Source organism: Micromonospora musae, assembly GCF_003626635.1.
Taxonomy (GTDB): Bacteria; Actinomycetota; Actinomycetes; order Mycobacteriales; family Micromonosporaceae; genus Micromonospora; species Micromonospora musae.
On record NZ_RAZT01000001.1, the window covers coordinates 334,638 to 359,103 of the forward strand.

The 24,466-nt window shown below is 73.3% G+C and carries 20 protein-coding genes; 8 read left to right on the forward strand and 12 right to left on the reverse strand.

Features of this window, described 5'->3' with window-relative positions; all coding sequences use genetic code 11:
- The first annotated feature begins 132 nt into the window (after nucleotides 1–132).
- From dinB to D7044_RS01620, 4 genes are all read left to right on the forward strand, one after another.
- A complete protein-coding gene (dinB, locus tag D7044_RS01605) occupies nucleotides 133–1,320 on the forward strand; it encodes a DNA polymerase IV (protein WP_120687897.1) in 1,188 nt (395 codons plus the stop codon).
- A gap of 179 nt (nucleotides 1,321–1,499) precedes the next feature.
- A complete protein-coding gene (locus D7044_RS01610; RefSeq protein WP_120687697.1) occupies nucleotides 1,500–3,356 on the forward strand; it encodes a GH39 family glycosyl hydrolase in 1,857 nt (618 codons plus the stop codon).
- A gap of 3 nt (nucleotides 3,357–3,359) precedes the next feature.
- Nucleotides 3,360–5,246 carry a GH39 family glycosyl hydrolase gene (locus D7044_RS01615; RefSeq protein ID WP_120687698.1) on the forward strand — a complete coding sequence of 629 codons (1,887 nt, stop codon included), beginning with the start codon at nucleotides 3,360–3,362 and terminating at the stop codon, nucleotides 5,244–5,246.
- Nucleotides 5,243–6,775, forward strand: a complete 1,533-nt coding sequence (locus D7044_RS01620; protein WP_120687699.1) for an alpha-amylase family glycosyl hydrolase — start codon at nucleotides 5,243–5,245, stop codon at nucleotides 6,773–6,775. The genes D7044_RS01615 and D7044_RS01620 overlap by 4 nt, the downstream gene beginning before the upstream one ends.
- 115 nt (nucleotides 6,776–6,890) lie before the next feature.
- Here D7044_RS01620 and D7044_RS01625 read toward each other — a convergent pair whose 3' ends face one another.
- The 5 genes from D7044_RS01625 to D7044_RS01645 form a co-directional block, all read right to left on the reverse strand.
- On the reverse strand, nucleotides 6,891–8,780 hold the full coding sequence (locus tag D7044_RS01625) for an ABC transporter ATP-binding protein (protein WP_120687700.1): 1,890 nt from the start codon (nucleotides 8,778–8,780) through the stop codon (nucleotides 6,891–6,893).
- Between the two features lies 1 nt (nucleotide 8,781).
- The gene (locus D7044_RS01630) at nucleotides 8,782–9,711 is read right to left on the reverse strand and encodes an ABC transporter permease (RefSeq protein WP_120687701.1); all 930 of its coding nucleotides are present in this window, start codon (nucleotides 9,709–9,711) and stop codon (nucleotides 8,782–8,784) included.
- A gap of 31 nt (nucleotides 9,712–9,742) precedes the next feature.
- Nucleotides 9,743–10,738: an ABC transporter permease gene (locus D7044_RS01635; RefSeq protein WP_120676323.1), complete on the reverse strand. Its 996-nt coding sequence runs from the start codon at nucleotides 10,736–10,738 to the stop codon at nucleotides 9,743–9,745.
- Nucleotides 10,739–10,802: 64 nt separating this feature from the next.
- Nucleotides 10,803–12,476, reverse strand: coding sequence for an ABC transporter substrate-binding protein (locus D7044_RS01640; RefSeq protein ID WP_120676321.1), 1,674 nt, complete (start codon nucleotides 12,474–12,476; stop codon nucleotides 10,803–10,805).
- A complete protein-coding gene (locus D7044_RS01645) occupies nucleotides 12,473–13,504 on the reverse strand; it encodes a LacI family DNA-binding transcriptional regulator (protein ID WP_120687702.1) in 1,032 nt (343 codons plus the stop codon). The genes D7044_RS01640 and D7044_RS01645 overlap by 4 nt, the downstream gene beginning before the upstream one ends.
- Nucleotides 13,505–13,622: 118 nt before the next feature.
- Between D7044_RS01645 and D7044_RS01650 the strand changes: the two genes are divergently transcribed.
- On the forward strand, nucleotides 13,623–16,031 hold the full coding sequence (locus D7044_RS01650; RefSeq protein WP_158609939.1) for a beta-galactosidase: 2,409 nt from the start codon (nucleotides 13,623–13,625) through the stop codon (nucleotides 16,029–16,031).
- Between the two features lie 117 nt (nucleotides 16,032–16,148).
- Here D7044_RS01650 and D7044_RS01655 read toward each other — a convergent pair whose 3' ends face one another.
- From D7044_RS01655 to D7044_RS01665, 3 genes are all read right to left on the reverse strand, one after another.
- On the reverse strand, nucleotides 16,149–16,925 hold the full coding sequence (locus tag D7044_RS01655; RefSeq protein ID WP_120687704.1) for a nucleotidyltransferase domain-containing protein: 777 nt from the start codon (nucleotides 16,923–16,925) through the stop codon (nucleotides 16,149–16,151).
- A gap of 72 nt (nucleotides 16,926–16,997) precedes the next feature.
- Nucleotides 16,998–17,300 carry a GNAT family N-acetyltransferase gene (locus tag D7044_RS01660; RefSeq protein WP_120687898.1) on the reverse strand — a complete coding sequence of 101 codons (303 nt, stop codon included), beginning with the start codon at nucleotides 17,298–17,300 and terminating at the stop codon, nucleotides 16,998–17,000.
- Between the two features lie 74 nt (nucleotides 17,301–17,374).
- Nucleotides 17,375–18,031, reverse strand: a complete 657-nt coding sequence (locus tag D7044_RS01665; RefSeq protein WP_120687705.1) for a DUF6624 domain-containing protein — start codon at nucleotides 18,029–18,031, stop codon at nucleotides 17,375–17,377.
- A gap of 107 nt (nucleotides 18,032–18,138) precedes the next feature.
- Between D7044_RS01665 and D7044_RS01670 the strand changes: the two genes are divergently transcribed.
- Entirely contained in the window at nucleotides 18,139–19,446 is a 1,308-nt protein-coding gene (locus D7044_RS01670) for a glycosyl hydrolase family 18 protein (protein WP_120687706.1), read from the forward strand.
- Here the strand turns inward: D7044_RS01670 and D7044_RS01675 are convergent.
- Nucleotides 19,424–19,945, reverse strand: a complete 522-nt coding sequence (locus tag D7044_RS01675) for a molybdenum cofactor biosysynthesis protein (RefSeq protein ID WP_120687707.1) — start codon at nucleotides 19,943–19,945, stop codon at nucleotides 19,424–19,426. The two genes, D7044_RS01670 and D7044_RS01675, sit on opposite strands and share 23 nt — an antisense overlap.
- Nucleotides 19,946–20,119: 174 nt before the next feature.
- Between D7044_RS01675 and D7044_RS01680 the strand changes: the two genes are divergently transcribed.
- The gene (locus D7044_RS01680; protein WP_120687708.1) at nucleotides 20,120–20,827 is read left to right on the forward strand and encodes a carbonic anhydrase; all 708 of its coding nucleotides are present in this window, start codon (nucleotides 20,120–20,122) and stop codon (nucleotides 20,825–20,827) included.
- 141 nt (nucleotides 20,828–20,968) lie between these two features.
- Here D7044_RS01680 and D7044_RS01685 read toward each other — a convergent pair whose 3' ends face one another.
- The gene (locus tag D7044_RS01685) at nucleotides 20,969–21,847 is read right to left on the reverse strand and encodes an NAD(P)H-binding protein (protein ID WP_120687709.1); all 879 of its coding nucleotides are present in this window, start codon (nucleotides 21,845–21,847) and stop codon (nucleotides 20,969–20,971) included.
- Between the two features lie 105 nt (nucleotides 21,848–21,952).
- Between D7044_RS01685 and D7044_RS01690 the strand changes: the two genes are divergently transcribed.
- Complete coding sequence (locus tag D7044_RS01690) at nucleotides 21,953–22,375, forward strand: winged helix-turn-helix transcriptional regulator (RefSeq protein ID WP_120687710.1); 423 nt, start codon at nucleotides 21,953–21,955, stop codon at nucleotides 22,373–22,375.
- A gap of 19 nt (nucleotides 22,376–22,394) precedes the next feature.
- On the opposite strand, the gene D7044_RS01695 is transcribed toward D7044_RS01690, so the two are convergent.
- Both D7044_RS01695 and D7044_RS01700 read right to left on the reverse strand, forming a co-directional pair.
- Entirely contained in the window at nucleotides 22,395–23,249 is an 855-nt protein-coding gene (locus tag D7044_RS01695; protein WP_147434561.1) for a DMT family transporter, read from the reverse strand.
- Nucleotides 23,250–23,579: 330 nt separating this feature from the next.
- Nucleotides 23,580–24,446 (reverse strand): DMT family protein, encoded by an 867-nt coding sequence (locus D7044_RS01700; protein WP_120676302.1) that lies wholly within the window; start codon nucleotides 24,444–24,446, stop codon nucleotides 23,580–23,582.
- Nucleotides 24,447–24,466 lie beyond the last annotated feature (20 nt).

Below are 24,466 nucleotides of genomic sequence, written 5' to 3' on the forward strand. Positions count from 1 at the left end.
CTCCGACTCCGACCCGCGACGCCCCCGTCGCGGCGCCGGATCGCCCGTCACGACTGTCGCCACACCGGGTCGGCGGGAAGCCGTAACCGCAGGTCAGTGACGGGGTCGCGACGGCCGTGCGAACATGTGTTCGTGTCATCCGGGGCCACGATCCTGCACGCCGACCTGGACGCGTTCTACGCCTCCGTCGAGCAGCGGGACGACCCACGGCTGCGGGGTCGACCGGTGATCGTCGGCGGCGGGGTGGTGCTCGCCGCCAGCTACGAGGCGAAGGCGCGTGGCGTCCGCAGCGCCATGGCCGGGCGGCAGGCCCGCCGGCTCTGCCCGGACGCCGTCGTCGTGCCGCCCCGGATGGCGGCGTACACGGCGGCCAGCCGGGCGGTGTTCGAGATCTTCCGGCGGACCACGCCGCTGGTGGAGGGGCTCTCGGTCGACGAGGCGTTCCTCGACGTCGGCGGTCTGCGACGGCTGGTCGGAGCGCCGGCCGAGATCGCGACGCGGCTGCGCCGGGAGGTCCGCGACGGCGTCGGCCTGCCCATCACGGTGGGCGTGGCGCGGACGAAGTTCCTCGCCAAGGTCGCCAGCGGGGTGGCCAAGCCCGACGGCCTGCTCGTCGTGCCGCCGGACGGGGAGCTGGCGTTCCTGCACCCGCTGCCGGTGGAGCGGCTGTGGGGGGTGGGACCGGTCACCGCGGCGAAGCTGCGCGAACGGCGGGTCCGCACGGTCGGCGAGGTGGCCCGGCTCGGCGAGGCGGCGCTGGTCTCCCTGCTCGGCGCCGGCGCCGGGCGGCACCTGCACGCGCTCGCCCACAACCGTGACCCGCGTCCGGTGCAGGTGGGTCGTCGGCGGGGCTCGATGGGTGCGCAGCACGCGCTGGGGCGGGGAGCGCACGCGCCGCAGGAGCTGGAGGCCATCGTCGCGGGGCTGGTCGACCGGGTCACCCGGCGGATGCGCGCGGCCCGGCGCAGCGGTCGGACGGTCGTGCTGCGGCTGCGCTTCGGCGACTACACCCGGGCGACCCGGTCGCACACCCTCGCGAAGGCGACAGACGACACCCGGGTGGTGCTCGACGCCGTTCGAGCCCTGCTGCGGGCGGCGCTGCCGGAGATCGCGCGCCGTGGCGTCACGCTGGTGGGCGTCGCCGTGGGCAACCTGGACGACGCCCCGGTCCAGCCGCCGCTGCCGTTCGACCGCGATCCGGGCGCGGACCTCGACGCGGCCGTGGACGCGGTCCGGGACCGGTTCGGCGCGGCGGCGCTCACCCGGGCGGTGCTGCTCGGCCGGGACGACGACCCGCAGATGCCTCGCCTGCCGGACTGAAACCCGGCCCGCCGTCCGGAAGGGATCAATGCGGCGCCAGCCCGTCGAGGGACCGACCCACGGCGGCGACCGAACCCGATCAGCGCTCGGGAAAAAGTGCCTGGTGCGGGGGCGCGACCGCCACAGAAACCGGTTACAGTGCTCGGACCGGAATACCCGACACACCAGGAGGTGCCCCGGTGACGAGCACCAGCGACCACCCACCGGCCGATGCCCGATCCGACTGGGAGGCGCGAATCGCCCTGCGCAGCGACGAGACCGGCACCACGGACGGCACACCCGTCCTCGCCCCACCGCCGGGGCTGACCGCCCTCGCCGGGGTCGGCCACGTCCGCCTCGCCTGGTCGCCGGTGCCCGGCGCGGTCGGATACCTCGTACACCGGGCACCCGTCGCCGACGGCGTCGTCTCCGGCGAGCTGACCCCGGTCGACCACCTCGGCGGCGACGTCCTCTCCGTGCCGGACACCTGGTACGTCGACACCACGGGCGAGCTGGGCCGGCCGTACGCGTACGCGGTGGCCGCCGTACCCGAGGTCACCGTCACCGGCCCGCTCTGCACGCCGGTGACCTGCGCGTCGCTGCCCCTCACCGACAGCGCCCCGACCGTGGAGCTGGCCGTCGACGCCGCCGCGACCGGGGCGTCGCTGCCGCGCCCGTGGCAGCCGATGATCGGCAGCGAGCGGCTCTCCCAACTGCTCTGCACCGACACCTCGGGCGGGCGGGAGATCGGCGCCGAGCTGCTGGCCGCGCTGCGCCGGATCCGGGACGAGGTCGGCGTCGAGACGGTGCGGGCGCACTCGATCCTCCACGACGATCTGGGCGTCTACCGCGAGGTCGACGGCGTACCGGTGCTCGACTTCACCGGCGTCGACCGGGTCTACGACCTGCTGCTCGCCACCGGCCTGCGGCCGGTGGTGGAGATCGGCTTCATGCCCCGCGACCTGGCCAGCGATCCCGAGCGGACCGTCTTCCAGTACCGCGGCGTCATCTCCCCGCCGAAGGACTGGGACCGCTGGGCCGAGCTGGTCCGCGCCCTGGTCGCGCACCTGCTCGACCGGTACGGCGAGGAGGTGCTGGGCTGGGACTTCGAGGTGTGGAACGAGGCCAACCTCGAGGTGTTCTGGTCGGGCACCCGCGACGAGTGGATGCGGTTGTACGACGTGACCGCCCGGGCGGTCAAGGACGTCGACCCGCGCATCCCGGTCGGCGGGCCCTCCTCGGCCGCCGCCGGATGGGTGGACGCGCTGCTCGGCCACGCCCGCCGCTCGGGCGCGCCCGTCGACTTCGTCTCCACCCACACCTACGGCAGCCCGCCGCTGGACCTGCGCCCCACCCTGGCGCGGTTCGGCTTCCCGGAGGCCCGGATCCTCTGGACCGAGTGGGGCGTCACCCCCACCCACTTCCACCCGGTCAACGACGGCACCTCCGCGGCGACGTTCCTGCTCTCCGGCATGCGCTCGGCCGCCGGTCGGGTCGACGCCCTGTCGTACTGGGTGGCCAGCGACCACTTCGAGGAGCTGGGTCGCCCGCCACGGCTGCTGCACGGCGGCTTCGGTCTGATCACCGTCGGCGGCATCGCCAAGCCCCGCTACCACGCGCTGCGGATGCTGAGCCGGCTCGGCGAGACCGAGCTGCCGGTGCGGGCCGGCGGCGACGGCGCGGAGGGGCTGGTGCAGAGCTGGGCCAGCCGGCGCGCCGACGGCGGTCTCGCGATCCTCGTCTGGGCGCACACCCTCGACCAGTCCAAGCGGGACGGCGACGCCGCCCTGGCCCGACGACTCCGCCTCGTCGTGGAGGGCGCGGCCGGCCGGACGGTCACCGTCACCCGCCTCGACCGGGAGCACGGCGACATCACCACCCTCGCCGGGCGGCTCGGCATCACCGATTGGCCCGCCGACGAGCAGTGGGACGCGCTGCGCGCCGTCGACGAGCTGGCGACGGAGAAGGTCGAGTCCGGCACCGAGGGCGGCGCGGCGGTGCTGGAGCTGCACCTTCCGCAGCCGGGCGCGGTCCTGATCGAGGTCGCCGGAGGCTGACCGATGGCGAGCACTGCTCGGCCGCCGGCCACCGCCGCCGGAGCCGGCGGGGAGCGCGCGGAGTCGGCCACGGCCCCGGAGAGCGATCCGGCCGACCCACGCGCGGCCGGAGCGGCCGCCCGGACGATCAGCCGGGGCGGCGGGATCCGGGTGCACGCCGGGCGCGGACAGGTCGACGTCGACTGGGATGCCGCGCCCGGCGCCGCCGGATACCTGGTGCACCGCGCCGACGGTGACGGCCCGTACCGGGTGGTCGACCATCGAGGCGGTGACCTGCTCGCGGTTCCCGGCCCGCCGTACGCCGACACCACCGTCGAGCCGGGACGGACCGTGCGGTACGCGGTGCGTCCGGTATACGACCCGGACCGTCCCGACGAGGCGCCGCTCGGGCGGGAGTCGGCACCGGTCGCGGCGCGTGACGACGGCGACGCCGTGGTCGAGGTCGCGGTGGACGTCGCCCGAGCGGCTGGGCCGGTGCACCGGCCGTGGCGGGACATGATCGGCTCCGAGCACCTGAGCCTGCTGCTCGGCACCGACCGGGTGGGCGGCGAGCCGATGGGTGCCGGGCTGGCGGCGGCGCTGTCGCGGGTGCACCGCGAGCTGGGCGTACGGCGGGTACGCGCGCACGGCATCCTCGGCGACGACCTGGGCGTCTACCGCGAGGAGGACGGACGCCCGGTGCACGACTTCAGCGGCGTCGACGCGGTGCTGGACTCGCTCGCCCCGACCGGCCTGCGGCCAGTGCTGGAGCTGTCGTTCGTGCCCCGGGCGCTGGCCCGCGACCCGTCGCGGGTCGTCACCGCGGCCGGCGTGTCCAGCCCGCCGAGGGACTGGGACCGGTGGGCGAGGCTCGTCGGCGACCTGGTCCGGCACCTGCGGGCCCGGGTCGGCGACGCCGAGCTGCGCCGATGGGCGGTCGAGGTGTGGAACGAACCGGACCTGGAGTGCTTCTGGACCGGTACCCGCGAGGAGTACCTGCGGATGTACGACGTGACCGCCCGGGCGGTACGCGAAGCCTGCCCGGGCCTTCCGGTCGGCGGGCCGGCGACCGCGGCCACGAAGTGGATCGAACCGTTCCTCGACCACGTCGACGCCTCCGGCGCGCCGCTGGACTTCCTCTCCACCCACGTCTACGGCAGCCCGCCGCTGGACCTGCGCCCGGCACTCGAACGGCACGGACGCGACGGCACGCCGCTGCTCTGGACCGAGTGGGGCCCCTCCCCCACCCACTTCGCGCCGGTCAACGACTCGGTGCTCTCGGCCGCGTTCCTGGCGACCGGGATGCGGGCGGCGGCCGGTCGGGTGGACGCGCTCGCCTGCTGGGTGGCGAGCGACCACTTCGAGGAGCTGGGCCGACCACCCGCGCTGGTGCACGGCGGGTTCGGGCTGCTCTCCGTCGGCAACCTCGCCAAGCCCCGCTTCTGGGCGCTGTGGATGCTGGAGCAGCTCGGTGCGGCGGAGCTGCCCGCACGGATCACCGGAGACGGCGCCGACACCCTCGTGCGGGCCTGGCCGTCGATCGACCCGGAGACCGGCCGGGTGGCCGTCGTGGTCTGGAACGGCACCCTCGACCAGGGCGTACTCGGCCGGCCGGAGCAGCGCCGCCGGCTGGAGCGGACCGTTCGGATCCGGCTCGGCGGGCTGGGGCGCGGAGCGTACCTGCTGCGCCACCGCAGGGTGGACGACGAGACGTCGAATCTGACCGCCACCGCGCGCCGGCTCGGCGTCGACGGTTGGCCCACCGAGGAGCAGTGGCGGGCGCTGCGCGCCGCGGACACGCTCGCCGACGCGTCGCCGCCGGTGACCGTCACCCCGGACGACGGCCGGCTGACGCTGTCGTCGACCCTGCCCATGCCATCGCTCTCCCTGCTGGAGTTGACTCCCCGATGACCGGACCCTGGTGGCGCGAGGCCGTCACCTACGAGGTGTACGTACGCTCGTTCACCGACTCCGACGGCGACGGGCTCGGTGACCTGCCGGGCGTACGCTCGCGCCTGCCGTACCTGGCCGGGCTCGGCGTGGACGCGGTCTGGGTGACGCCCTTCTACCCCAGCCCCGATTCCGACGCCGGTTACGACGTCAGCGACCACCGCGACGTGGACCCGCGACTCGGCACCCTCGCCGACGTCGACGGCCTGATCGCCGACGCCCACCGGCTCGACCTGCGGGTGCTGGTCGACCTGGTGCTCAACCACGTCTCCAGCGCGCATCCGTGGTTCGTCGCCGCCCGTGCCGCCGGGCCCGGCTCGGCGGAGCGCGCCCGGTTCCACGTACGGGCCGGGCGCGGACCGGAGGGCGCGCAGCCGCCGACGAACTGGCCCTCGATCTTCGGTGGTCCGGCGTGGACGCCGTTCGGCGACGGCGAGTGGTACCTGCACCTGTTCGACGCCGAGCAGCCGGATCTGCGGCACGACCACCCGGACGTCGCCGCCGACACGCTCGCCACGCTCCGGTTCTGGCTGGACCGCGGGGTGGACGGGGTGCGGTTCGACGCCGCCGGCTCGCTGTCGAAGGATCCGGCGTACCCCGACCTGCCGGACGGTTGGCGGCCGGGCGACCCGGCCCCGTTCAGCGACCGGGAAGAGGTGCACGAGATCTACCGCCGGTGGGCGCGGGAGCTGGCCTCGTACCCGGGCGACCGGCTCGGGGTGGCGGAGACGTGGGGCGGGCCGGAGCTGCTCGCCCCGTACCTGCGCCCCGACGAGCTGGGGCAGGCCTTCGCCATGGACCCGCTCTACTGGCCACTGCGGGCGCAGCTGTGGCGCGACGGCGTCGACGCCCTGCTCGCCGCCACCGGCCGGCACGGCCGGTTGCCGACCTGGGTGCACGGCAGCCACGACGTCCGGCGGGCCGCCGAACGGTGGGGGCCGCACGGCGCCCGGGCGGTGCTGCTGCTGATGCTGGCGCTGCCCGGCGCGGTGTACCTGTACGCCGGGGACGAGCTCGGCCTGCCGGAGGTGACGCTCGCCGACGAGGCGATCCGGGATCCGGTGTTCCGCCGGTCCGGTGGCGCCGACCGGGGCCGCGACGGCGCCCGGATCCCGCTGCCGTGGACCGCCGGCGGCGCGCCGTACGGTTTCGGGCCGGCCGGGTCGACGCCGTGGCTGCCGCAGCCCGCCGACTGGGGCAGGTACGCGGTGGACGGGCAGCGCGACGACCGGAGCTCGACGTTGGCGCTGACCCGGACGGCGCTGCCGCTGCGCGACGTCTGGTGGCGGGGCCGGCCGGCCGAGCTGACCTGGCGGGACGCGCCGGCCGAGTGCCTGGCCTTCCGGCGCGGGCAGCACGGCCCGACCTGCCTGGTCAACCTCGGCGACGCGCCGGTCGACTGGCGCCCGTACGGAAGGCGGCTGCTGCTGGCCAGCGCACCGGCGGCGGAGGAGAAGCTCCCCGCCCGGTCGACCGCCTGGCTGGCGTGACGAGCGGGCCCACCCCGATCGGGTCGGGGTGGGCCCGCTGCGCACGTCGGGCCGGGGAACCGGCGTCAGGCCCCCGGCCGCCCGACGCCGACTCCTCGGCCGCGCGCCGCCGGACTCAGGCCGACGGCGACGCCGCGCGGCCAGTGGCCTTCGCGAACGGGTTGGGGATCGAGTCGAGCAGCAGCCGCGTGTAGTCGTCGCGGGCCGCTCCGATCACCTCCCGCGTCGGTCCGCTCTCGACCACTGTCCCCTGGTTGAGGACCAACACCTCGTCGGCGAGGAGCCGGGCGCTGAGCAGGTCGTGGGTGATGTAGAGCATCGCCAGCCGGTGTTCCCGGACCAGGTCGCCGAGCAGTTCGAGGATCTCGGCGCGGATCGAGACGTCCAGCATGGAGATCGGCTCGTCGGCGATCAGCACCCGCGGTTCGGGCGCGAGCGCCCGAGCGGTCACCACGCGTTGCCGTTGCCCGCCGGAGAGCTGGTGCGGCAACTTGTCCAGGAACTGCCCCGCCGGCGCGAGACCGACGCTCTCCAGCAGCTGCGCGGCGCGCTCCCGGGCGGCCGCGCCACCGAGGCCGGCGAAGTTGGCCAGCGGTCGGGAGAGGGCGTACGCGATGGTGCGCGTCGGGTTCAGCGCGCTGAACGGATCCTGGAAGATCATCTGTACGTGCCGCCGGTAGTCGCGCAGGGCCCGGCCGCGCAGCCGGTCGACCCGAAGGTCCGGGCCGTCGCCACCGGTGAACCGGACCTCGCCGGTGCTCGGCCGTTCCACCCCGGTGATCAGCCGCGCGAGCGTCGACTTGCCGCTGCCGCTCTGCCCCACCAGCGCGGTGACCGTGCCGCGGCGCAGCGTGAAGGAGGCGTCCCGGACCGCCTCGACGCTGCTCGTGCGCAGCCCACGCCGGCTGGTGTACCGCTTGGTCACCCGTTCGACGGTGAGCACCGGCGCGGCGTCGGCCGGGTCGGCGGGCCGGTCGAGGCCGGCGGTCGCCGGGAAGTGACTGCCGAGCGCGGTGTGGGCCTCGGCGGTGCCGAGGGTGACGACGGGCAGCCGGTCCTCCTGCGCCACCAGGCAACGGACCAGCCCGCCCCGGTCCGGCAGCAGGTCCGGGTGGGTGGTGCGGCAGGCGTCCTCGGCGTGCGGGCAGCGGGCGGTGAAGAGGCAGCCGGTGTGGGTGCGGGACAGGTCCGGCGGCCGGCCCGGGATGTAGCTGACCCGCACCTCGGGCAACCGCGGGTCGGCGTACGAGCCGAGCAGCCCGCGAGTGTACGGGTGGCGGGGCTCGCGGAGCACCTCGCCCGCGGGGCGGTCCTCGACGATCTCGCCGCCGTACATCACCATCACCCGGTCGGCCATCTCCAGGACGGTGCCCAGGTCGTGGCTGACGAAGAGGACGGCGAAGCCGAGCTCGCGCCGCAGCTCGGCGAGGCGGGTGAGGATGCTGCGCTGCACCACCACGTCGAGACCGGTGGTGGGCTCGTCGAGCAGGACCAGCTTGGGACGGAGGGCGAGCGCGAGGGCGAGGGCGACCCGCTGCTTCATGCCGCCGGAGAGCTCGTGCGGGTACGCCCGCAGCACCCGCCGGTCGAGCGCGACCAGTTCGAGCAGCTCGGTGGCGCGGGCGGTGACGTCGCCGGGCACCTTGTGCGCGGCGAAGGTGTCGGCGAACTGGGCCTCCACCCGGATGACCGGGTTGAGCGAGTTCATGCTGCTCTGGAAGACGGTGGAGAGGTCCACCCAGCGCAGCTCGCGCAGCCGTTCCTCGTCGGCCTCGGTCAGGTCGACGCCGTCGAAGCTGACCCGGCCGCCGGTGATGTGCGCGGGCGGGCTGAGCAGGCGCAGCACGGCGTTGCCGAGCGTCGACTTGCCGCAGCCGGACTCGCCGAGCAGGCCGACGAACTCGCCGTCGGCGATGCGGAAGGAGACGTCGTGCACCGCGCGGTTGGCCGGCTGGTCGCGGGGGGTGTAGGTGACGGAGAGGTGGTCCACCTCGAGCAGAGCCATGTCAGTCCTCCCGGAGGTGGGGGTTGCTGAGCGCGTCGATCCCGAAGTTGATCAGCGTGAAGGAGGTGATCAGCAGCGAGAGCGCGAGGCCGGGGGCGATCAGCCAGGCCCACTGGCCGGTGAGCATCGCGCCGCCGAGGCTGGCCTGGTTGAGCATCGCGCCCCAGCTGACGGTCAGCGGATCGCCGAGGCCGAGGAAGGCCAGGCCCGCCTCGCCGCCGATGGCGGCGAGCGCCGCGCCCATGAAGCCGAGCACGATGAGCGAGGTCATGTTCGGCACGATCTCCCGGGCGATGATCCGGGCGGTGCCGTCGCCGGCGAACCGGGCGGCGGTCACGTAGTCGCGGGTGCGCAGCGTGATGACCTGCGAGCGTTTGATGCGGGCGCCGTACGCCCAGCCGGTCACGCTGATCACCACGATGATCAGCCAGATTCCGCGCACCGGGGCGTACGCGGCGAGCGTCACCATCAGCGGCAACGCGGGCACGACCAGGCCCAGGTTGATGAGGAAGGAGAGCACCTCGTCGACCCAACCGCCGACGAACCCCGCGGTCAGGCCGATGACCAGCCCGATCAGGGTGGAGAGCACCCCGGCCGCGAGGCCGACGAGCATGGAGGTGCGGGCCCCGACGACCAGTTGGGACAGGACGTCCTCGCCCTGGGCCGTGGTGCCCAGCCAGTGGCTGCCGGTGGGCCCGAGCGAGGTGGGAAAGGCGTCCTCGTGGGGGTCGTACGGGGCGAGAAGCGGCGCGAAGACCGCGAGCAGCACGAACGCGGCGAGCATCAGCAGGCCGATACGGCACTTGCGGTTGCGCCAGAGGATGACGAACCAGCCGGGCAGGCGGGTGGTCCGGGCGACCGCGGTGGCGGCGGCCTGGACGCCTTCGGTGTCCGTGCCGGGCGCCGGCACGGCGGGGGCGGGGGTGCTCACGCGGCCTCACCCCGCTCGTCGAGGCCGATTCTCATGCCGATTCCACCTTTCGCACCCGGGGGTCGAGGAACCCGTAGAGCAGGTCGGCCAGGAAGTTCGCCACCAGCACGCCGATCGTGGTGAACAGGAAGATGGCCTGCATCAGCGGGTAGTCGCGGCTGGAGACCGACTCGAGCAGCAGCCGACCCATGCCGGGGTAGTTGAAGACCGTCTCCACCAGCACGGTGCCGCCGAGGATGCCGCCGAGCGCGATGGCGAAGCCGGTGACGTTGGGCAGGATCGCGATGCGCGCCCCGTAGGTGAGGGCGATGCGACGCCGGGGCAGGCCGCGGGCCACGGCCAGCCGGGTGTGGTCCTCACCGAGGCTCTGCACCATGTTGTTGCGCATTCCGATGATCCAGCCGATCGGACCGGTGATCAGCAGCGCGACCGCCGGCAGCACGCTGTGCTGGAAGGCGTCGGAGATGAACAGCCAGCTCCAGCCCGGTGAGCTGCCACCGCCGTAGCCGCCCCGCTCGGGGAACCAGTGCAGGGTGATGGCGAAGACGTAGACGAGCAGCAGGGCTAGCCAGAAGAACGGCAGCGTGCCGAGGAAGGTCGAGCCGAGGGTGATGACCGAGTCGACCCGGCTGTTGCGCCGGTACGCGGCCCAGGTGCCGAGCAGCGTGCCGACGACGAACGAGATGATCTGGGTGACCCCGACGAGGATCACCGTCCACGGCAGCGCCTGGCCGATCATGTGCGTCACGCTGTACGGGAAGTAGGTGTACGAGATTCCGAAGTCGCCGTGCAGCACCGCGCCGAGGTACTGCACGTACTGGTCGAAGAGGTTCCCGTCGGGGGTGCCGAGCATGACCCGGATGGCCTGCACCTGGGCCGGGTCGACGCTCTCGCTCTGCCCGGCCAGCCGGGACACGATCGCCTCGGCGGGGTCCCCGGGCTGCAGGCGCGGGATCAGGAAGTTCAGCGTGACGGCCGCCCACAGGGTGCCGAGGAAGAAGACGAAGCGTCTGAGGAAGTAGGCCACGAGTACCGGTCCCTTCTCCGCCGACGGGCCGGCCGGCGCCGCGGATGCGCCGGCCGGCGGTCGACTACTTGGCGTCGGCCCCGGTGGGCTTGAGGTTCGTGATGATCAGCAGGTTGTCGCTGGGCGCGGCGTACGCGTTCTCCTCGCTCGGCCAGCCGACCGCCTTGGCCGTGCGGTACTGGAACCACTTGGCGCCGTACCAGAGCGGGATCACCGGCACCTGCTCCACCATGACCTTCGCCAGGTCGGCGACGGCGGCCTTCTGCGCCGCGTCGTCGGTGGCGGTGCGCAGCGTGTCGATCAGCTGGTCGGTGTGCGGGTCGTTCCAGCGGACGAAGTTGCTGACCGCCTTCTTGCCGATCGGCGCGGACTGGTCGCTGGCCAGCGGCTCCTGGAAGTTGCGGAACATGTTGCAGCTTCCGCCGTGCACACCGAGCACCATGTCGTAGTTGCCGATCGCGCGATCGTTCTCGTACGCCTCGGGGGTGGGGGTCTCCGCCCGGACGGTGAAGCCGAGCGCGGTCAGGTTCGACACGATGATCCGCTGCGCCTGCACCCAGTCGGTCCAGGAGCCGGGCACCCGGAAGCTGAACGTGATCGGCTTGCCGTCCTTGCCGACGCGCTTGCCGTCGCCGTTGCGGGGGTAGCCGGCGGCGGTCAGGTCGGCGTCGGCCTTCGCCTGGTCGTAGCCGATGACGCCCTGGTCGGCGAGGTCCTTCGGCAGCCAGTCGGCCTGGCCGGGCACCACCAGTCCGGTCTGGCTGGCCGGCTTGACGTAGCCGAGCTGCGCCTTGTCGACGATCTCCTGCCGGTTGAACCCGGGCAGCAGGGCCTTGCGGAAGGCGGTGTCGTCGAACGGCGCCTTGGTGAGGTTCATGTAGACGCTGATCGAGCCACCGGAGGGGTACCAGTACTTGTTGTGCGCCGGATCTCGGTCGACGTACGCCTTCTTGATGTCCGGCACGAACATCGCGTTGGTGTCGTACTCGCCGCGGCTGAGCTTGAGCTGGTCGATCTGGCCGCCACCGTCGGCCTTGTGGAACCGCAGCTCGTCGACCATGATCTTGTCGGCCTGCCAGTAGTCGGCATTGCGGCCGAGCGTGAGCTGCTGGGGGTTGAACGCCTTGACGGTGAACGGTCCGGTGCCGACGGGCTTCTCGGCGTTGGTGAAGGTGACCGGGTCGGCCACGGTGGACCAGACGTGCTTCGGCACGATCTTGATCTCGCTGAAGAGCGTGAACGCCGCGGCGCCGGGCTGCACGAACCGCATGGTGACGGTGTGCGGGTCGGTCGACTCGACGGCACTCAGGTAGCGCCAGACACCCTTGACGTCGAGCGCCTTGTGCTGCTTGAGCAGGTCGTAGGTGAAGGTCACGTCGTCGGCGGTGAACGGCTTGCCGTCGTTCCACTGCACACCGTCGCGCAGCTTCCACACCAAGGTCTGCGGGTCGGTCCAGCTCCACTCGGTGGCCAGCCAGGGCTTCGCCTGACAGCCGTAGTTGTCGTACGCGACGAGCTGCTCGAAGAGGTACTCGGTGGCGCCGAGCCGGCTGGCGTCGAGGTACGGGTTGTAGTTGGCCTGCGGGTTGCTGCCGCCGCCGAAGTCGCCGTAGTCGAGGTACGCGATACGGCCCTCGGTGCCGGGCCCGGACTGCTGTTCGGTGCCGGTGCAGCCGGCGGCGGTCAGGACGACGGCGGCCGCGACCGCGGCGATCCGGGCGAGTCTCGATCGTTTCACTTGCCGGTACCTCCAGTGGGGGGCTCCGCCGGGCAGCCGCAGCTGCGGCGCACGACGAACTCGGTGGGGAGGACGACGCTGTCGAACGCCGCGCCGGGGGCATCGACGGCGTTGAGGATCAGCCGGGCGGCCTCGGCGGCCAGTTCCCGGACCGGCTGCCGCACGGTGGTGAGCGGCGGCGAGACGAGCGCGGCCATCGGCGCGTCGTCGAAGCCGGTGATGACGAGGTCTTCCGGCACTCGCAGGCCCCGGCCCAGCGCCCCGACGAGGACGCCGAGCGCGAGCTCGTCGTTGGCGCAGACGACGGCCTGCGGGGCCGGGGTGCCGCCGCCGAGCAGCCGCTCGGTGGCGAGCACGCCGTCGTGCTGCTGCATGGCGAGGCGCAGCGGCTCCGTCGGCGGCGCGAGGTCCAGCTCCCGGTACGCCGCCTGGAAGCCGGCCCATCGCTGGCTGACGTCCGGCGAGCCGTCCGGGTTGCCCACGAAGACGAGGTCCCGCAGGCCGTGGTCGACCAGCAGGTGCCGGGTCAGCATCGTCATGGCGGGGGCGTTGTCGACGCCGACCGAGGGCACCGTCTCCGGTCCCCGGCCGGCAAGCACGACGACCGGGACCAGCTCGGCGAGGCGCAGCAGCGCCGGTTCGGTGATGGTGCCGCCGACGACCGCGATGCCGTCGACCCGTCGGGCCATCTCCAGCGCCTGGTCGTCGGAGTCCTCGCGCAGGTGGGTGCAGAGGATGTGCACGCTGGCCCGGGCCGGCACGGCCTCCGACTCGAAGCCCTGGATCAGCTCGGTGAAGTAGGGACCGGAGAGACCGGGGAAGACCAGGCCCAGCGCACCGTGCCGGCGCGCGGCGAGCGCCCGGCCGAGGTGGTCCGGCCGGTAGCCGTACTTCTCGATCGCCTCGAGGACGCGCCGGCGCATCTCCTCCGACACCTGGCCGGTGCCGTTGGAGACCCGGGAAACCGTGGCGACCGAGACTCCGGCCAGCCGGGCGATCTCCCGAACCGTGACCCGACTATTGCCCATGTCTCCCTCGATCCGTAACGTGCGGTTAACAGAAACCGGTTTCAGGCACCATAAGCAGGCGCCCGCCGGAGCACAAGAGGGCCGCCTGAAGATCCGCCGAGAGGAAGAGTCAGACCGCATGCCGCGAGTTCTTCTCCACGACCGCAGGATCGTCGTCGACGGTCGACCCCGCCTGCTCCTCGCCGGGGAGGTGCACTACTTCCGACTGCCCCGGGCGGCGTGGGCGGACCGGCTCGACCGGCTCCGCGAGTGCGGCGGCGACACCGTCGCCACCTACGTGCCGTGGCTCTGGCACGAGCTGCCCGACGGCGAGGTGGACCTCACGGGGCGTACCCACGAACAACGGGACCTCGCCGGCTTCCTGGACCTGGCCCACGAACGGGGCCTCTACGCGGTGGTCCGCCCCGGGCCGTTCATCATGGCCGAGATCAAGAACGAGGGGATCCCCTACCGGGTGTACGACGAGCACCCGCACCTGCTGCCCACCACCTGGGAGGGCCGGTCCATCACCACCCGCACCGTCGACTACCTCGCCCCGGAGTTCCTGGCCGCCGCCGAGGGGTGGTACGCCGAGGTGATGCCGGTGATCGCCGAGCGGCTCGCCGACCGCGGCGGGCCGGTGATCGGCGTCCAGCTCGACAACGAGATCGGGATGCTCTCCTGGGTCACCAACTCCCCCGACCTCACCGACGTCGTCTGCGAGGACCTGCGGCGCTGGGCGGTCGAGCGGTACGGCAAGGAGACCGCGGCGCAGCGCGTCGGCGCCGACCCGGGCGACCCGCAGGCGTGGGCGGCGGCGCTGCGCAGCCCGGCCGAGGCGAGCTCGTTGACGCTCCACGACGACCTGGGCCGCTACATGCGCGACCGGTACCGGCGGTACGTGGTCGCGTTGCGCGAGTCCGCCGAACGGCACGGCGTGACCGGGGTGCCGTTCCTGATCAACGTGCACGGCACCGGCGGCGGGCGGGGCCGCACCTTCCCGATCGGCATCAGCCAGCTCTTCGAGGCGTACCGGGGGCAGCCGCAGCTCACCTCCGGCTCCGACTACTACCTCGGTGACCTCACCGTCACCAACGTCGCCGACCTGTACGCGGGCAACGCGTTCCTGGCCGCGGTGCATGACGCCGACCAGCCGCCGACGTCGCTGGAGTTCGAGGCCGGCAACGGCGACTACGGCCAGGACCTCTCCACGCTCTACCCGCCCGAGGCGATCGAGCTGAAGGCCCGGCTCTGCGTGGCGCAGGGCAACCGGCTGCTCAACCTCTACCTCTTCGCCGGTGGCTACAACCCGCCCCTGGCCGAGCCGGTCGGTGACGGCAACGACCGGATCGCGTTCACCGGGGAACGGCACGGCTTCGCCGCGCCGGTCGACCCCGAGGGACGGCTCAACCCCACCTACGCGGCGGCCCGGCGCGCCCTGCACGCCGTAGGCGGGGTCGCCGACCTGCTCGCCGACTCCGACGAGGAGAACGACGGGCTGGCGCTGGGGTTCGTGCCCGACCACTACCTGACCGAGTACCACCACCCGGCGTCGGCGTCACGCGCCGCGCAGATCGCCGACCTGGAACGCTTCCGGGGCCTCGGGCCCTGCGACGTGCTGGCCCGGGCGCTGCTGCTCGCCGGCTACTCCTTCCCCGCCGTCGACCTCCAGTCGCCGCTGCCCACGGGTACGCCGCCGGTGATCGCGCTGGCCAGCGCCGCCACGCTCGGCCGGGAGGTGCAGCAGCGGCTGGTCGAGCACCTGCACGCCGGCGGTCGCCTGCTGCTGCACGGCGTGCTGCCGGAGCGGGACCACGACGGCGACCCCTGCACCGTGCTCGCCGACGCGCTCGGCCTGACCGTCACCGGGCGCGTCGACGACGGGCCGCACTCCTTCCCGTCGGTGGTCGGGCAGGGCTGGGCGGCGGGCCGGGCCGAGGCGCGGGTCGGCTACGCCCAGCGGCTGGCCGGGGAGGCGGCCCAGCCGGTCCTCACCGAGGTGGCCTCCGGCGAGCCGTGCGCGGTGGAGGTGACGGTCGGCGCGGGCCGGGCTCTGGTGATCGCCGCCGACATCCCCTGCGACCTGGACTTCTGGCGTACGGCGGTGGAGCGGCTCGGTGCCCGCCCCCGCCTCGCCCCGGACGCCGACGGGCCCGGGCTGGTGCTCACCTCAACCGTGGACCGGGCCGGGCAGCGGCTGCTGCACCTGATCAACGTGGCCCCGTCGGCCGTCACCGTCTCGCTCGGGTGGCACGGTGCGGCGCTGCTGGGCGGGCGTCGGCTGCGGGTGCCCGCCCGCACCGGCCTCATCCTGCCGCACGGGCTTCGGGTCGGCGCCGCCACGCTGCTGGAGACGACGTGCGAGCTGGTCGGCCGAGACGGGGACTCCGTACTGCTGCGCCCCACCCAGGGCGACGACGAGGTGGTGCTCGCCACCGACCGCCCGGTGACCGTCAGCCGCGGCACCGTGCACACCGCCGACGGTCGAGTAACCATCCGCCTACCCGGCACCCCCGACGAAACCCCGATCCGCCTAACCGTCGCCTGACCACCCCCCACCCCTCCCGCCCCTCCCCCGCCGGCACCCGGTGATCATGACGTTGCCCGGTGGGACACGCCGTGCCGGACGCCGAGAAGCTCATGATCACCGCGGCGGGGGTGGGGGTTAGGGGGTTTGGGTGATCTCGTCGAGGACCCGTTGCTGGAAGGCGCGGGCCTGCGGGCCGCTCGGCGGCGGGCCGCCGCGCCGCGCCGCGATGGAGCGCTCGATCACCGGCGTCGCCTCGTCCCCGTCGGCGATCAGCCGCTGCCCGGCCTCGGACTTCGCCAGCCACCGGCCGTGCCGGACGCGCACCAGGGAGCGGCAGGCGCCGAGCACGGCGTCCTCGGCGCCGGGCGCCGGCTCGTCACCGGGCGGGGTCGGCAGGGCCAGCCACCAGCCGAGCGCGTCGACGAGCAGGCGCCGCAGGTCGGCGGGGCTCACGTCGGCGAACACCTCGGCCGCCGGGGCGCCGAGCAGCGGGTAGCCGCACTGGCGCAGGATGCTGCGGTCCAGCGCGTACCAGAAGTGCCCGTCCGCGACCGGTCGATCCGCCGGGGCGTAGGTGGCCCGGAACGGCATCCGCGCCCCGGTGTTCAGCTCCACTTCGAAGCCGGGCTCCGGGGTGCCGGACGCGGCGACCGACCGGCGGTACGTGACCAGTTCCAGCCCGCGCGCCGGGCAGGGCAGCGCCTCGTGCCGCAGGCCGGTGACCAGCGCGCGCTTGGTCTGCTCGGCCAGCGGGTCGGCGCAGAGCAGCGCCACGTCGATGTCGCTGCGGCCGGGCTGGTACGCGTCGAGCCCGACCGAACCGGCGGCGTACGCGCCGATCAGGTTGTCGCCCAGCACCGAGCGGGCCACCGCCAGCAGGTCGTCGAGGTAGCGTCGAACGTCCGTGTCCATCCGGCTATCTGACCCGATCGACGGGGATCGACCGGAGTCGGGCGGCGCCCATCGGGTGCGGGCCCGGCAGAGCTACTTGATTTTGCGGGTGGTGCGGACCACGATCTGCTCGTACTCCGGGTGCCGGGTCAGCCACTTGGCGATGAACGGGCAGATCGGCACGACGGTGCGCCCCTTGGCCCGGGCGTCGTCCATCACGGCCCGGGCGAGCGTCGAGCCGACGCCCTGCCCCTCGAACTCGGGGTCGACCTCGGTGTGGGTGTACGCGATGATCGTGCCGGTCAACTGGTAGGTGACGACGCCGGCGAGGTCGCCGGTCTCGTTCCGCGCCTCGAAGCGGTCACGCTCGGGCACGTCGGTCACGGTGAACTGCATGGCACGAGTGTCCCAGGCCGCCGTGCACGGGCGGCGGGCGACCGCCGACGGCGCGACCGGCGCCACTGCTCCGCTCAGCCGTCGTCCTCGGCGCAGACCGCGGCCATCTCGGCGAGGTAGGTGGCGAACGGGGGAAGGCCGGCGGTCGCGCGCCGGGCGTCGAGGCCCGGTTCGTCGCGGATCGGCGTCGCCGGCACCGGACCGTCCGGACCGCAGCGGACCTGCGTGCCGTACGTCTGTGGCTCGCCCTTGGCCGCCGCGACCCGGTCTTCGAGGTACGCCAGGTTGCCGGGCGAGGCCTGACCCACGGCGACGGCGCTGCGGAGCAGCTCGACGGCCTGCTGCTGGAAGGCGGGGTCGAGGTCGGAGTGCTGGGCGATGGTCCAGGCGGCGTCCTCGCCGTCCTCACCGACCAGGTCGATGGTCGGCCAGCCGTGCTCGGCGATGATCTCCTTCAGCCGGGCGGTGCGAGTCTGGTCGCTCTCGGCGACCGGCTCCCCGTTTCGCTCGGCCTGGTCGCGCCGGAACATGCCGATCAACTCGTCGTGCAGCGCCTTGTCGAACCGGGCGGGCGAGCGGGTCGCCGCCGGAGCGGACCCGGACGGCGCGGTGACCGACGCGGACGGCCCACCGGGCGAGCCGGACGGTGGGGCGGGCGCGGGCACGTCGGTGCAGGCCGTGAGCGAGGCGAGAACGGCCAGCGGGAGGAGGATCGTTCGCCGTGCTCTCATACCGAAAGTGTCCCAGGCTCTCGGTGGCGCCACCCGCAGGGCACTGACACATTTACATTTAACAAAGTTAATTGATAGCCTCCCGTCAATCGATGAGGAGGCATGTCATGCGACTTCGACGCAGGGTGCCCGCGCTGCTGGCCGGCGCGGCGCTGGTCGCCGCCATCGCGGCGCTGCCGGCCACCAACGGATTCGCCACCACCACGCAGACCGCGGCCGCGGCCTGCTCGGCGCCGCAGTGGGCGGAGGCGATGAACTACCCGGCGGGCAGCCGGGTCACCTACACGAGCCGGACGTACCAGGCTCTGGTCACCCACACCCCGCCGGCGGGCGCCGGTTGGAACCCCGCCGGCACCCCGGCACTCTGGACGGACCTGGGCGCCTGTGACGGCACTCCCTCGCCGCCGCCGACCGTGCCGCCCACACCCACCCCGACGTCGACCGTTCCGCCGGGTTCGACCACCTGCGCAGTGAAGTCGAAGCCGGCCGGCAAGGTGCTCCAGGGGTACTGGGAGAACTGGGACGGGGCCGCCAACGGAGTCCACCCGCCGCTGGGCTGGATCCCGATCACCGACTCGCGGATCCGTACCCACGGCTACAACGTGATCAACGCGGCGTTCCCGGTGATCCGCCCCGACGGCACGGTGCTCTGGGAGGACGGCATGGACGCCACCGTGAAGGTGGCGACGCCCGCCGAGATGTGCCAGGCCAAGGCCGCCGGGCTGACCATCCTGATGTCGATCGGCGGCGCCACCGCCGGCATCGACCTCAGCTCCAGCGTCGTCGCCGACCGGTTCGTCGCCACCATCGTGCCGATTCTGAAGCGGTACAACTTCGACGGCATCGACATCGACATCGAGACCGGGCTGACCGGCAGCGGCAACATCAACCAGCTCTCCACCTCGCAGGCGAACCTGATCCGCATCATCGACGGGGTGCTCGCCCAGATGCCGGCCAACTTCGGCCTGACCATGGCGCCGGAGACCGCGTACGTCACCGGCGGCAGCGTCGTCTACGGGTCGATCTGGGGCGCGTACCTGCCGATCGTCAAGCGGTACGCCGACAACGGGCGGCTCTGGTGGCTGAACATGCAGTACTACAACGGCAGCATGTACGGCTGCGCCGGCGACTCGTACCCGGCGGGCACCGTGGAGGGCTTCACCAAGCAGACCGACTGCCTCAACACCGGGCTGGTCGTGCAGGGCACCACCATCCGCGTTCCGTACGACAAGCAGGTCCCCGGGCTGCCGGCCCAGCCGGGTGCGGGCGGCGGCCACCTGGCGCCGGCCGCGGTGGCCCAGGCGTGGAACACCTACGGCGGCGCGCTCAAGGGCCTGATGACCTGGTCGCTGAACTGGGACGGCAGCAAGGGCTGGACGTTCGGCGACAACGTCAGGACGCTTCAGGGGCGCTGACCGACGGCGTCTCGATCGTCACCTGCACCGGGCCGACCCGCAGGACGCCGTCGGTGAGCGGCGTGCACCGCACGCCGCCCCGACGGCGCAACGCCTTCCAGGCGCCCGGGCCGATCGTCACGTCCATCCACGCGCACGGGTTCGCCGGCCGGTTGACCCGCAACCGGACCGGGCCGGCGCCGGAGTCCAGCACCAGCACCGCCCCGACGAGCTCGTCGACGGCGATGCCGGCGGTGAGCACGTTGCGGCGGACCTGCCGCAGGTCGGCGCCGGCCGGCAGCGACTCCTGCGCGATCAGGGTCACGCTCGCCTCCCGGTGCGCGGGGCGGCCGAAGTACCGGTCCCCCACGATTCCCAGACCGGCCCGGAGGCGCACCTCCTCGACCAGCTCACCCTCCACAGCGGGGGCCGGACCGTCGGCGGGCCGGCCGACGTACCGGTGCACGGGCGAGGCGAGCAGTTGCACGATCCGCGGCGGCGGCGGAGGTGGCTGGGTCACGATCCGCGGACCTTACCGAACGCCGTTGAGGAGAGCAGTCGCACCACACGCCCGACGCTAGCCGCCCGGCCCGCCTCGCGGGTCGGAACCGCGACAGCGCCGAGCGTCACACCGACGGCCACAGTGGACGATTCGATGATAGGAAATAGGCGAACCTCGACACAGGAGATCATCGTGACGCGTTCCTCCCTGTCCCGCCGGTCGCTCCTGGCGACCGGCGGAGCCGCCGTCGTCGCCCTCGGTGCGGGGGCCGCCGCCCAGCCGGCCGTCGCCGCCCCCACCGAACCGACTCCACCCACTCCGACCGAGGCGCTACGTCGCCTGCTGCGGGGCAACCAGCGATTCGTGACCGGGCACAGCCGGCACCCGCACCAGAGCCTCGACGACCTGCACGAACTGGCCGCGGGGCAGCATCCCTTCGCCGTCACCATCGGCTGCGCGGACTCCCGAGTCGCCCCCGAGCTCCTCTTCGACCAGGGGCTAGGCGACCTGTTCGACAACCGGGTCGCCGGGAACATCGTCGACGACCTGCTACTGGGCAGCGTCGAGTTCGCGGTCGAGGAGTTCGGCAGCCCGCTCGTCGTCGTCCTGGGCCACGAGCGGTGCGGGGCGATCACCGCCACCATCGACACGATCCGCTCGGGCGGCACGGCGCCCGGTCACATCGGCACGATCGTCGACAGTCTCCGCCCGGTGGTGGAGCCGGTGCTCGACCTCCCCGGCGACCCGGTGGAGAACGGGGTCCGGGCGAACGTGAAGGCGCAGGTGCGGTCGCTGCTCGACCGCAGCCCGATCCTCGCCGAGAAGGTGCACGAGGGTGCGCTGGCGGTGGTGGGCGCCCGCTACGACCTCGACAACGGCCGGGTCACCCTGCTGCGCTGATCGGCACGCCGCCGGCAGTCGCGCGACCGCCGGTGACGGCCGGGTGAAACTGCGGGGCTGCGGCACTCTCGACGCCGCCCGGCCGGAGATCCGGCCGGGCGGCCTGCGTTCGAGCTGCCCCGGACCTGGGGACCGGTCGGTTCAGGACGGGACGTCGGCCAGCGCCGCCGCGACCGTCTCGGCCATCGGCGTCGTCGGGCGGCCGATGAGCCGGGACAGGTCTCCGGGCGTACCGGCCAGCGCGCCCCGGTTGATGGCCTCGTCCACGTCGACGAAGATCTCGGCGAGCGCGTCGGGCAGACCGGCGCCGGTCATCATCGCCTTCTGCTCCTGCGGCGGGACGTAGCTGTGCACGACCTTGGTGCCGCTCAGCCGGGTGATCACCTCCGCGAACTCGCCGAACGTCCAGGCGTGGTCGCCGCTCAGCTCGTACGCCGCGTTCAGGTGACCGTCCGAGGTCAGCACGGCGGCCGCGGCGGCGGCGTAGTCGCCGCGCGACGCGGTGGCGATGCGGCTCTCCCCGTGGACGCTGTTGACGATCGCGCCCCGGGCCAGGATGCCGGCCAGGTCACCGGTGAACATCGGGGCGTCGCTGTACCAGTTGTTGCGCAGGAAGGTGTACGGCAGGCCGGTGGCGAGGATCAGCTCCTCGGTCGCTCGGTGCTCCGCGGCGAGCAGAAAGTCCGCCTCGGGCCCACCGAACACGCCGACGTACGCCAGCTGGGCGACGCCGGCCGCGGCCGCGGCGTCGACGACCGCCGCGTGCTGCGCGGCGCGCCTGCCGACCTCGCTGGCGGAGATCAACAGCACCCGGTCCCCGGGCTGGAACGCGCCCGCGAAGGTCTCGGGCCGGTCGTAGTCGGCCACGTGCAGCCGGACGCCCCGGGCGACCAGGTCGGCCGCCCTCTCCGCGCTGCGGGCCACGGCGGTGATCTGGTCGGCCGGCACGCCGGCGGCGAGCAGGTCGGCGATGACCAGCCGGCCCAGCTGTCCGGTGGCGCCGGTGATGGCGATGCTCATTGCACTCTTCTTCCAGGTGGATGGGTGACGGCCAGACGGCCGGCGCTAACGCTACGACTGGTACTGCCGCTTTCGTAAGTACCCACCTTCGAGTAAGGTACTGACATGGACGAAAGTGCCGGTTTCGTACTGGACGAGGAAGTGACCCTGCGCGGCTCCGCCCCGTCGTCGCCGGACGTGCACCGGGCCGGCTGCCCCTCCCGCGCGGTGCTCGAGCACGTCACCAGCCGATGGGGCGTGCTGGTGCTGGCGTCCTTGCGCGAACGCTCCTACCGGTTCAGCGAGCTGCGCCGCCGGGTGGGCGGGGTGAGCGAGAAGATGCTCGCGCAGACGCTCCAGACCCTCCAGCGCGACGGCTTCGTGCACCGCGACGCCCAACCGGTCATCCCACCCCGGGTCGACTACTCGCTGACTCCGATGGGGCGGGAGGTCGCCGACCAGGTGTGGACGCTGACCCGGTGGGTGGAGGGTCGGCTCGACGACGTCTTCGCGGCCCGCGTGGCCTACGACGCCGACCGGGCGAACTGACGCGCCGCGCACCGGCGGGCTAACCCCCCTTCACGTGCGGCGCGCGTCGGGCCAGCATGACGACCGCCAGGATCACCACGACGAGCGCGAGCGCCTGCCCGAGGGCCGCCTGCACGCCGCCCCGGATCGACTCGTCCAGCCAGATCAACCCGACGAGGATGGCCACCAGCGGGTCGGTGACGGTGATCGCGGCCAGCGCCGGCGCGCCCAGCGGACCGGCCTGGTAGGCGTTCTGGCTGAGCAGCACCCCGAACGGCCCGAGCACGGCGACGGCGTACGCCTGCCACTGCGTGAACACCTGTAGCGGGCTCTCCTGCAGGTGGAAGGCGAGGCTGCTGACGAGGCCGGCGGTGACGCCGTAACAGATGCCCGCCGCGATCGCCAGGGGCATCGGTCGCCAGCGTCGCTCGAGCCGCACCGCGGCCAGCAGGCAGAGCCCGATCGAGACCACGACGGCCACCCCGAGCAGCAGCGCTGACCAGAACGAGTCCAGCCCGCGCCCCTGGCCCCGGCCGGGTTCGGCGATCACCAGGAAGGCCGCGAGCCCGAACAGGCAGAGGGTGGACTCCAGCAGGATCGTCCGGTCGGGGCGGTCGTGTTGGAACGCCGCGAAGAGCAGGACGTACCAGACGAGCCCGGTGACCAGCAGCGGCTGCACCAGGATCAGCGGGATCAGGCTGAGCGCGGCCACCTGGAGGGCGAACGCCAGCACCGCGAGCACCACCGACCAGCGCCAGCTGGGCAGCCGGACCAGATGGACCAGGAGGGTGGGGCGTCCGGCCGGCTCCTCCGGCACCTGCCGTCCGGCGCGGAACTGCAGCACGCCCGAGGCCCCGAAGGCCGCGGCGGCGGCCAGAGCGATGGGCACGCCCACCAGCATCTCCGTCGTAGCGTTCACCGCACGCCAACCGGGCCGGTCACATGTGCCTCCCCCAGGGCGGTCCTCCGCTTCCCGTCACCACCGTCGAAGGCCGGATCTCTCCGGGCGGCGCCTCGACCCGGTGGGACTCGGAGCGCCGACGGTGGCCCGGCGCGGGTTCCCGGGGCGGTCGGAGATAAACGGCTGTGGCCTCCGCCCGGGTGGCCACCCCGGCAGTGCTCGGTAATCGCCCTAAGAGTACGCAAATGGCGATTAAGCTGATGATTGTTCCGAAGGGGCGCCATCGCGCCCCTCCGTCGCGTACCGCTGGGAGCATCCGACATGTCAGCGACCGGGCGTCTCGCTCCGCTCCGGCCCGCAGTCGTCCGGCTCGATCTGCGGCTGGGCGTGGCGGGCCAGCGCGACCGCGCCGGCGACCGCGAGCACGAAACCCAGGATCGCCACCGGCGTGAAGCCGGGCCGGACCCGATCGCCGAGCAGCAGCCAGCCGGTCACCGCCGGCGCCACCGTCTGCCCGACGACGGACGACGCCGAGGCGACCGTCACCGAGCCACGTTGCAGCGCGGTCGCGTAGAGCAGCACACCGGTCAGACCGGCGAGCACCACGGCGTACGACGCGGGATTGCCGACCACGTCGCCGACGCTCTCGACCTTCGCGAGCAGGCGCGCACCGAGCGCCGCCGACCCGAAGGAGAGCCCGGCCAACAGGCCGGGCACCGCGGGACCGCACATCTTCGGGCTGCCCAGGTACGCCACGCCCCCCAGCACGATCACCAGGGCGAGCAGCCACCAGCCGGCCGCGCCGGGCACCGTGCCCGGCGGCCCCGCCTTCGCGGAGAGCACGAGCAGCACGAGCCCGGCGATCACACCGAGGATCGCCAGCCAGTCCCGCACCGTCAGGTGCAGACGCAGCACGAGCATGGCGATGATCGCCACCATGCCGAGGTTGGCGGCCCCCACCGCCTGCACCGCGAAGACCGGCAGGATCCGCAGGGCGGTGAAGGTCAGCAGGGAGGACGCCCCGTCCAGCACCAGACCCGCCGCGTACGGGCCGTTGCGCACCAACCTGAACAGCAGTCGCGGGTCGACGTGCGCGGTGGCGGCCAGCCGGCGGGCCCCGACCGACTGCACGATCGCAGCCGTGGCACTGCACAACGCGGCGATGATCGCCAGCAGGAAGCCCAGAGCCATGTCACGATCCCGGTCTCGAC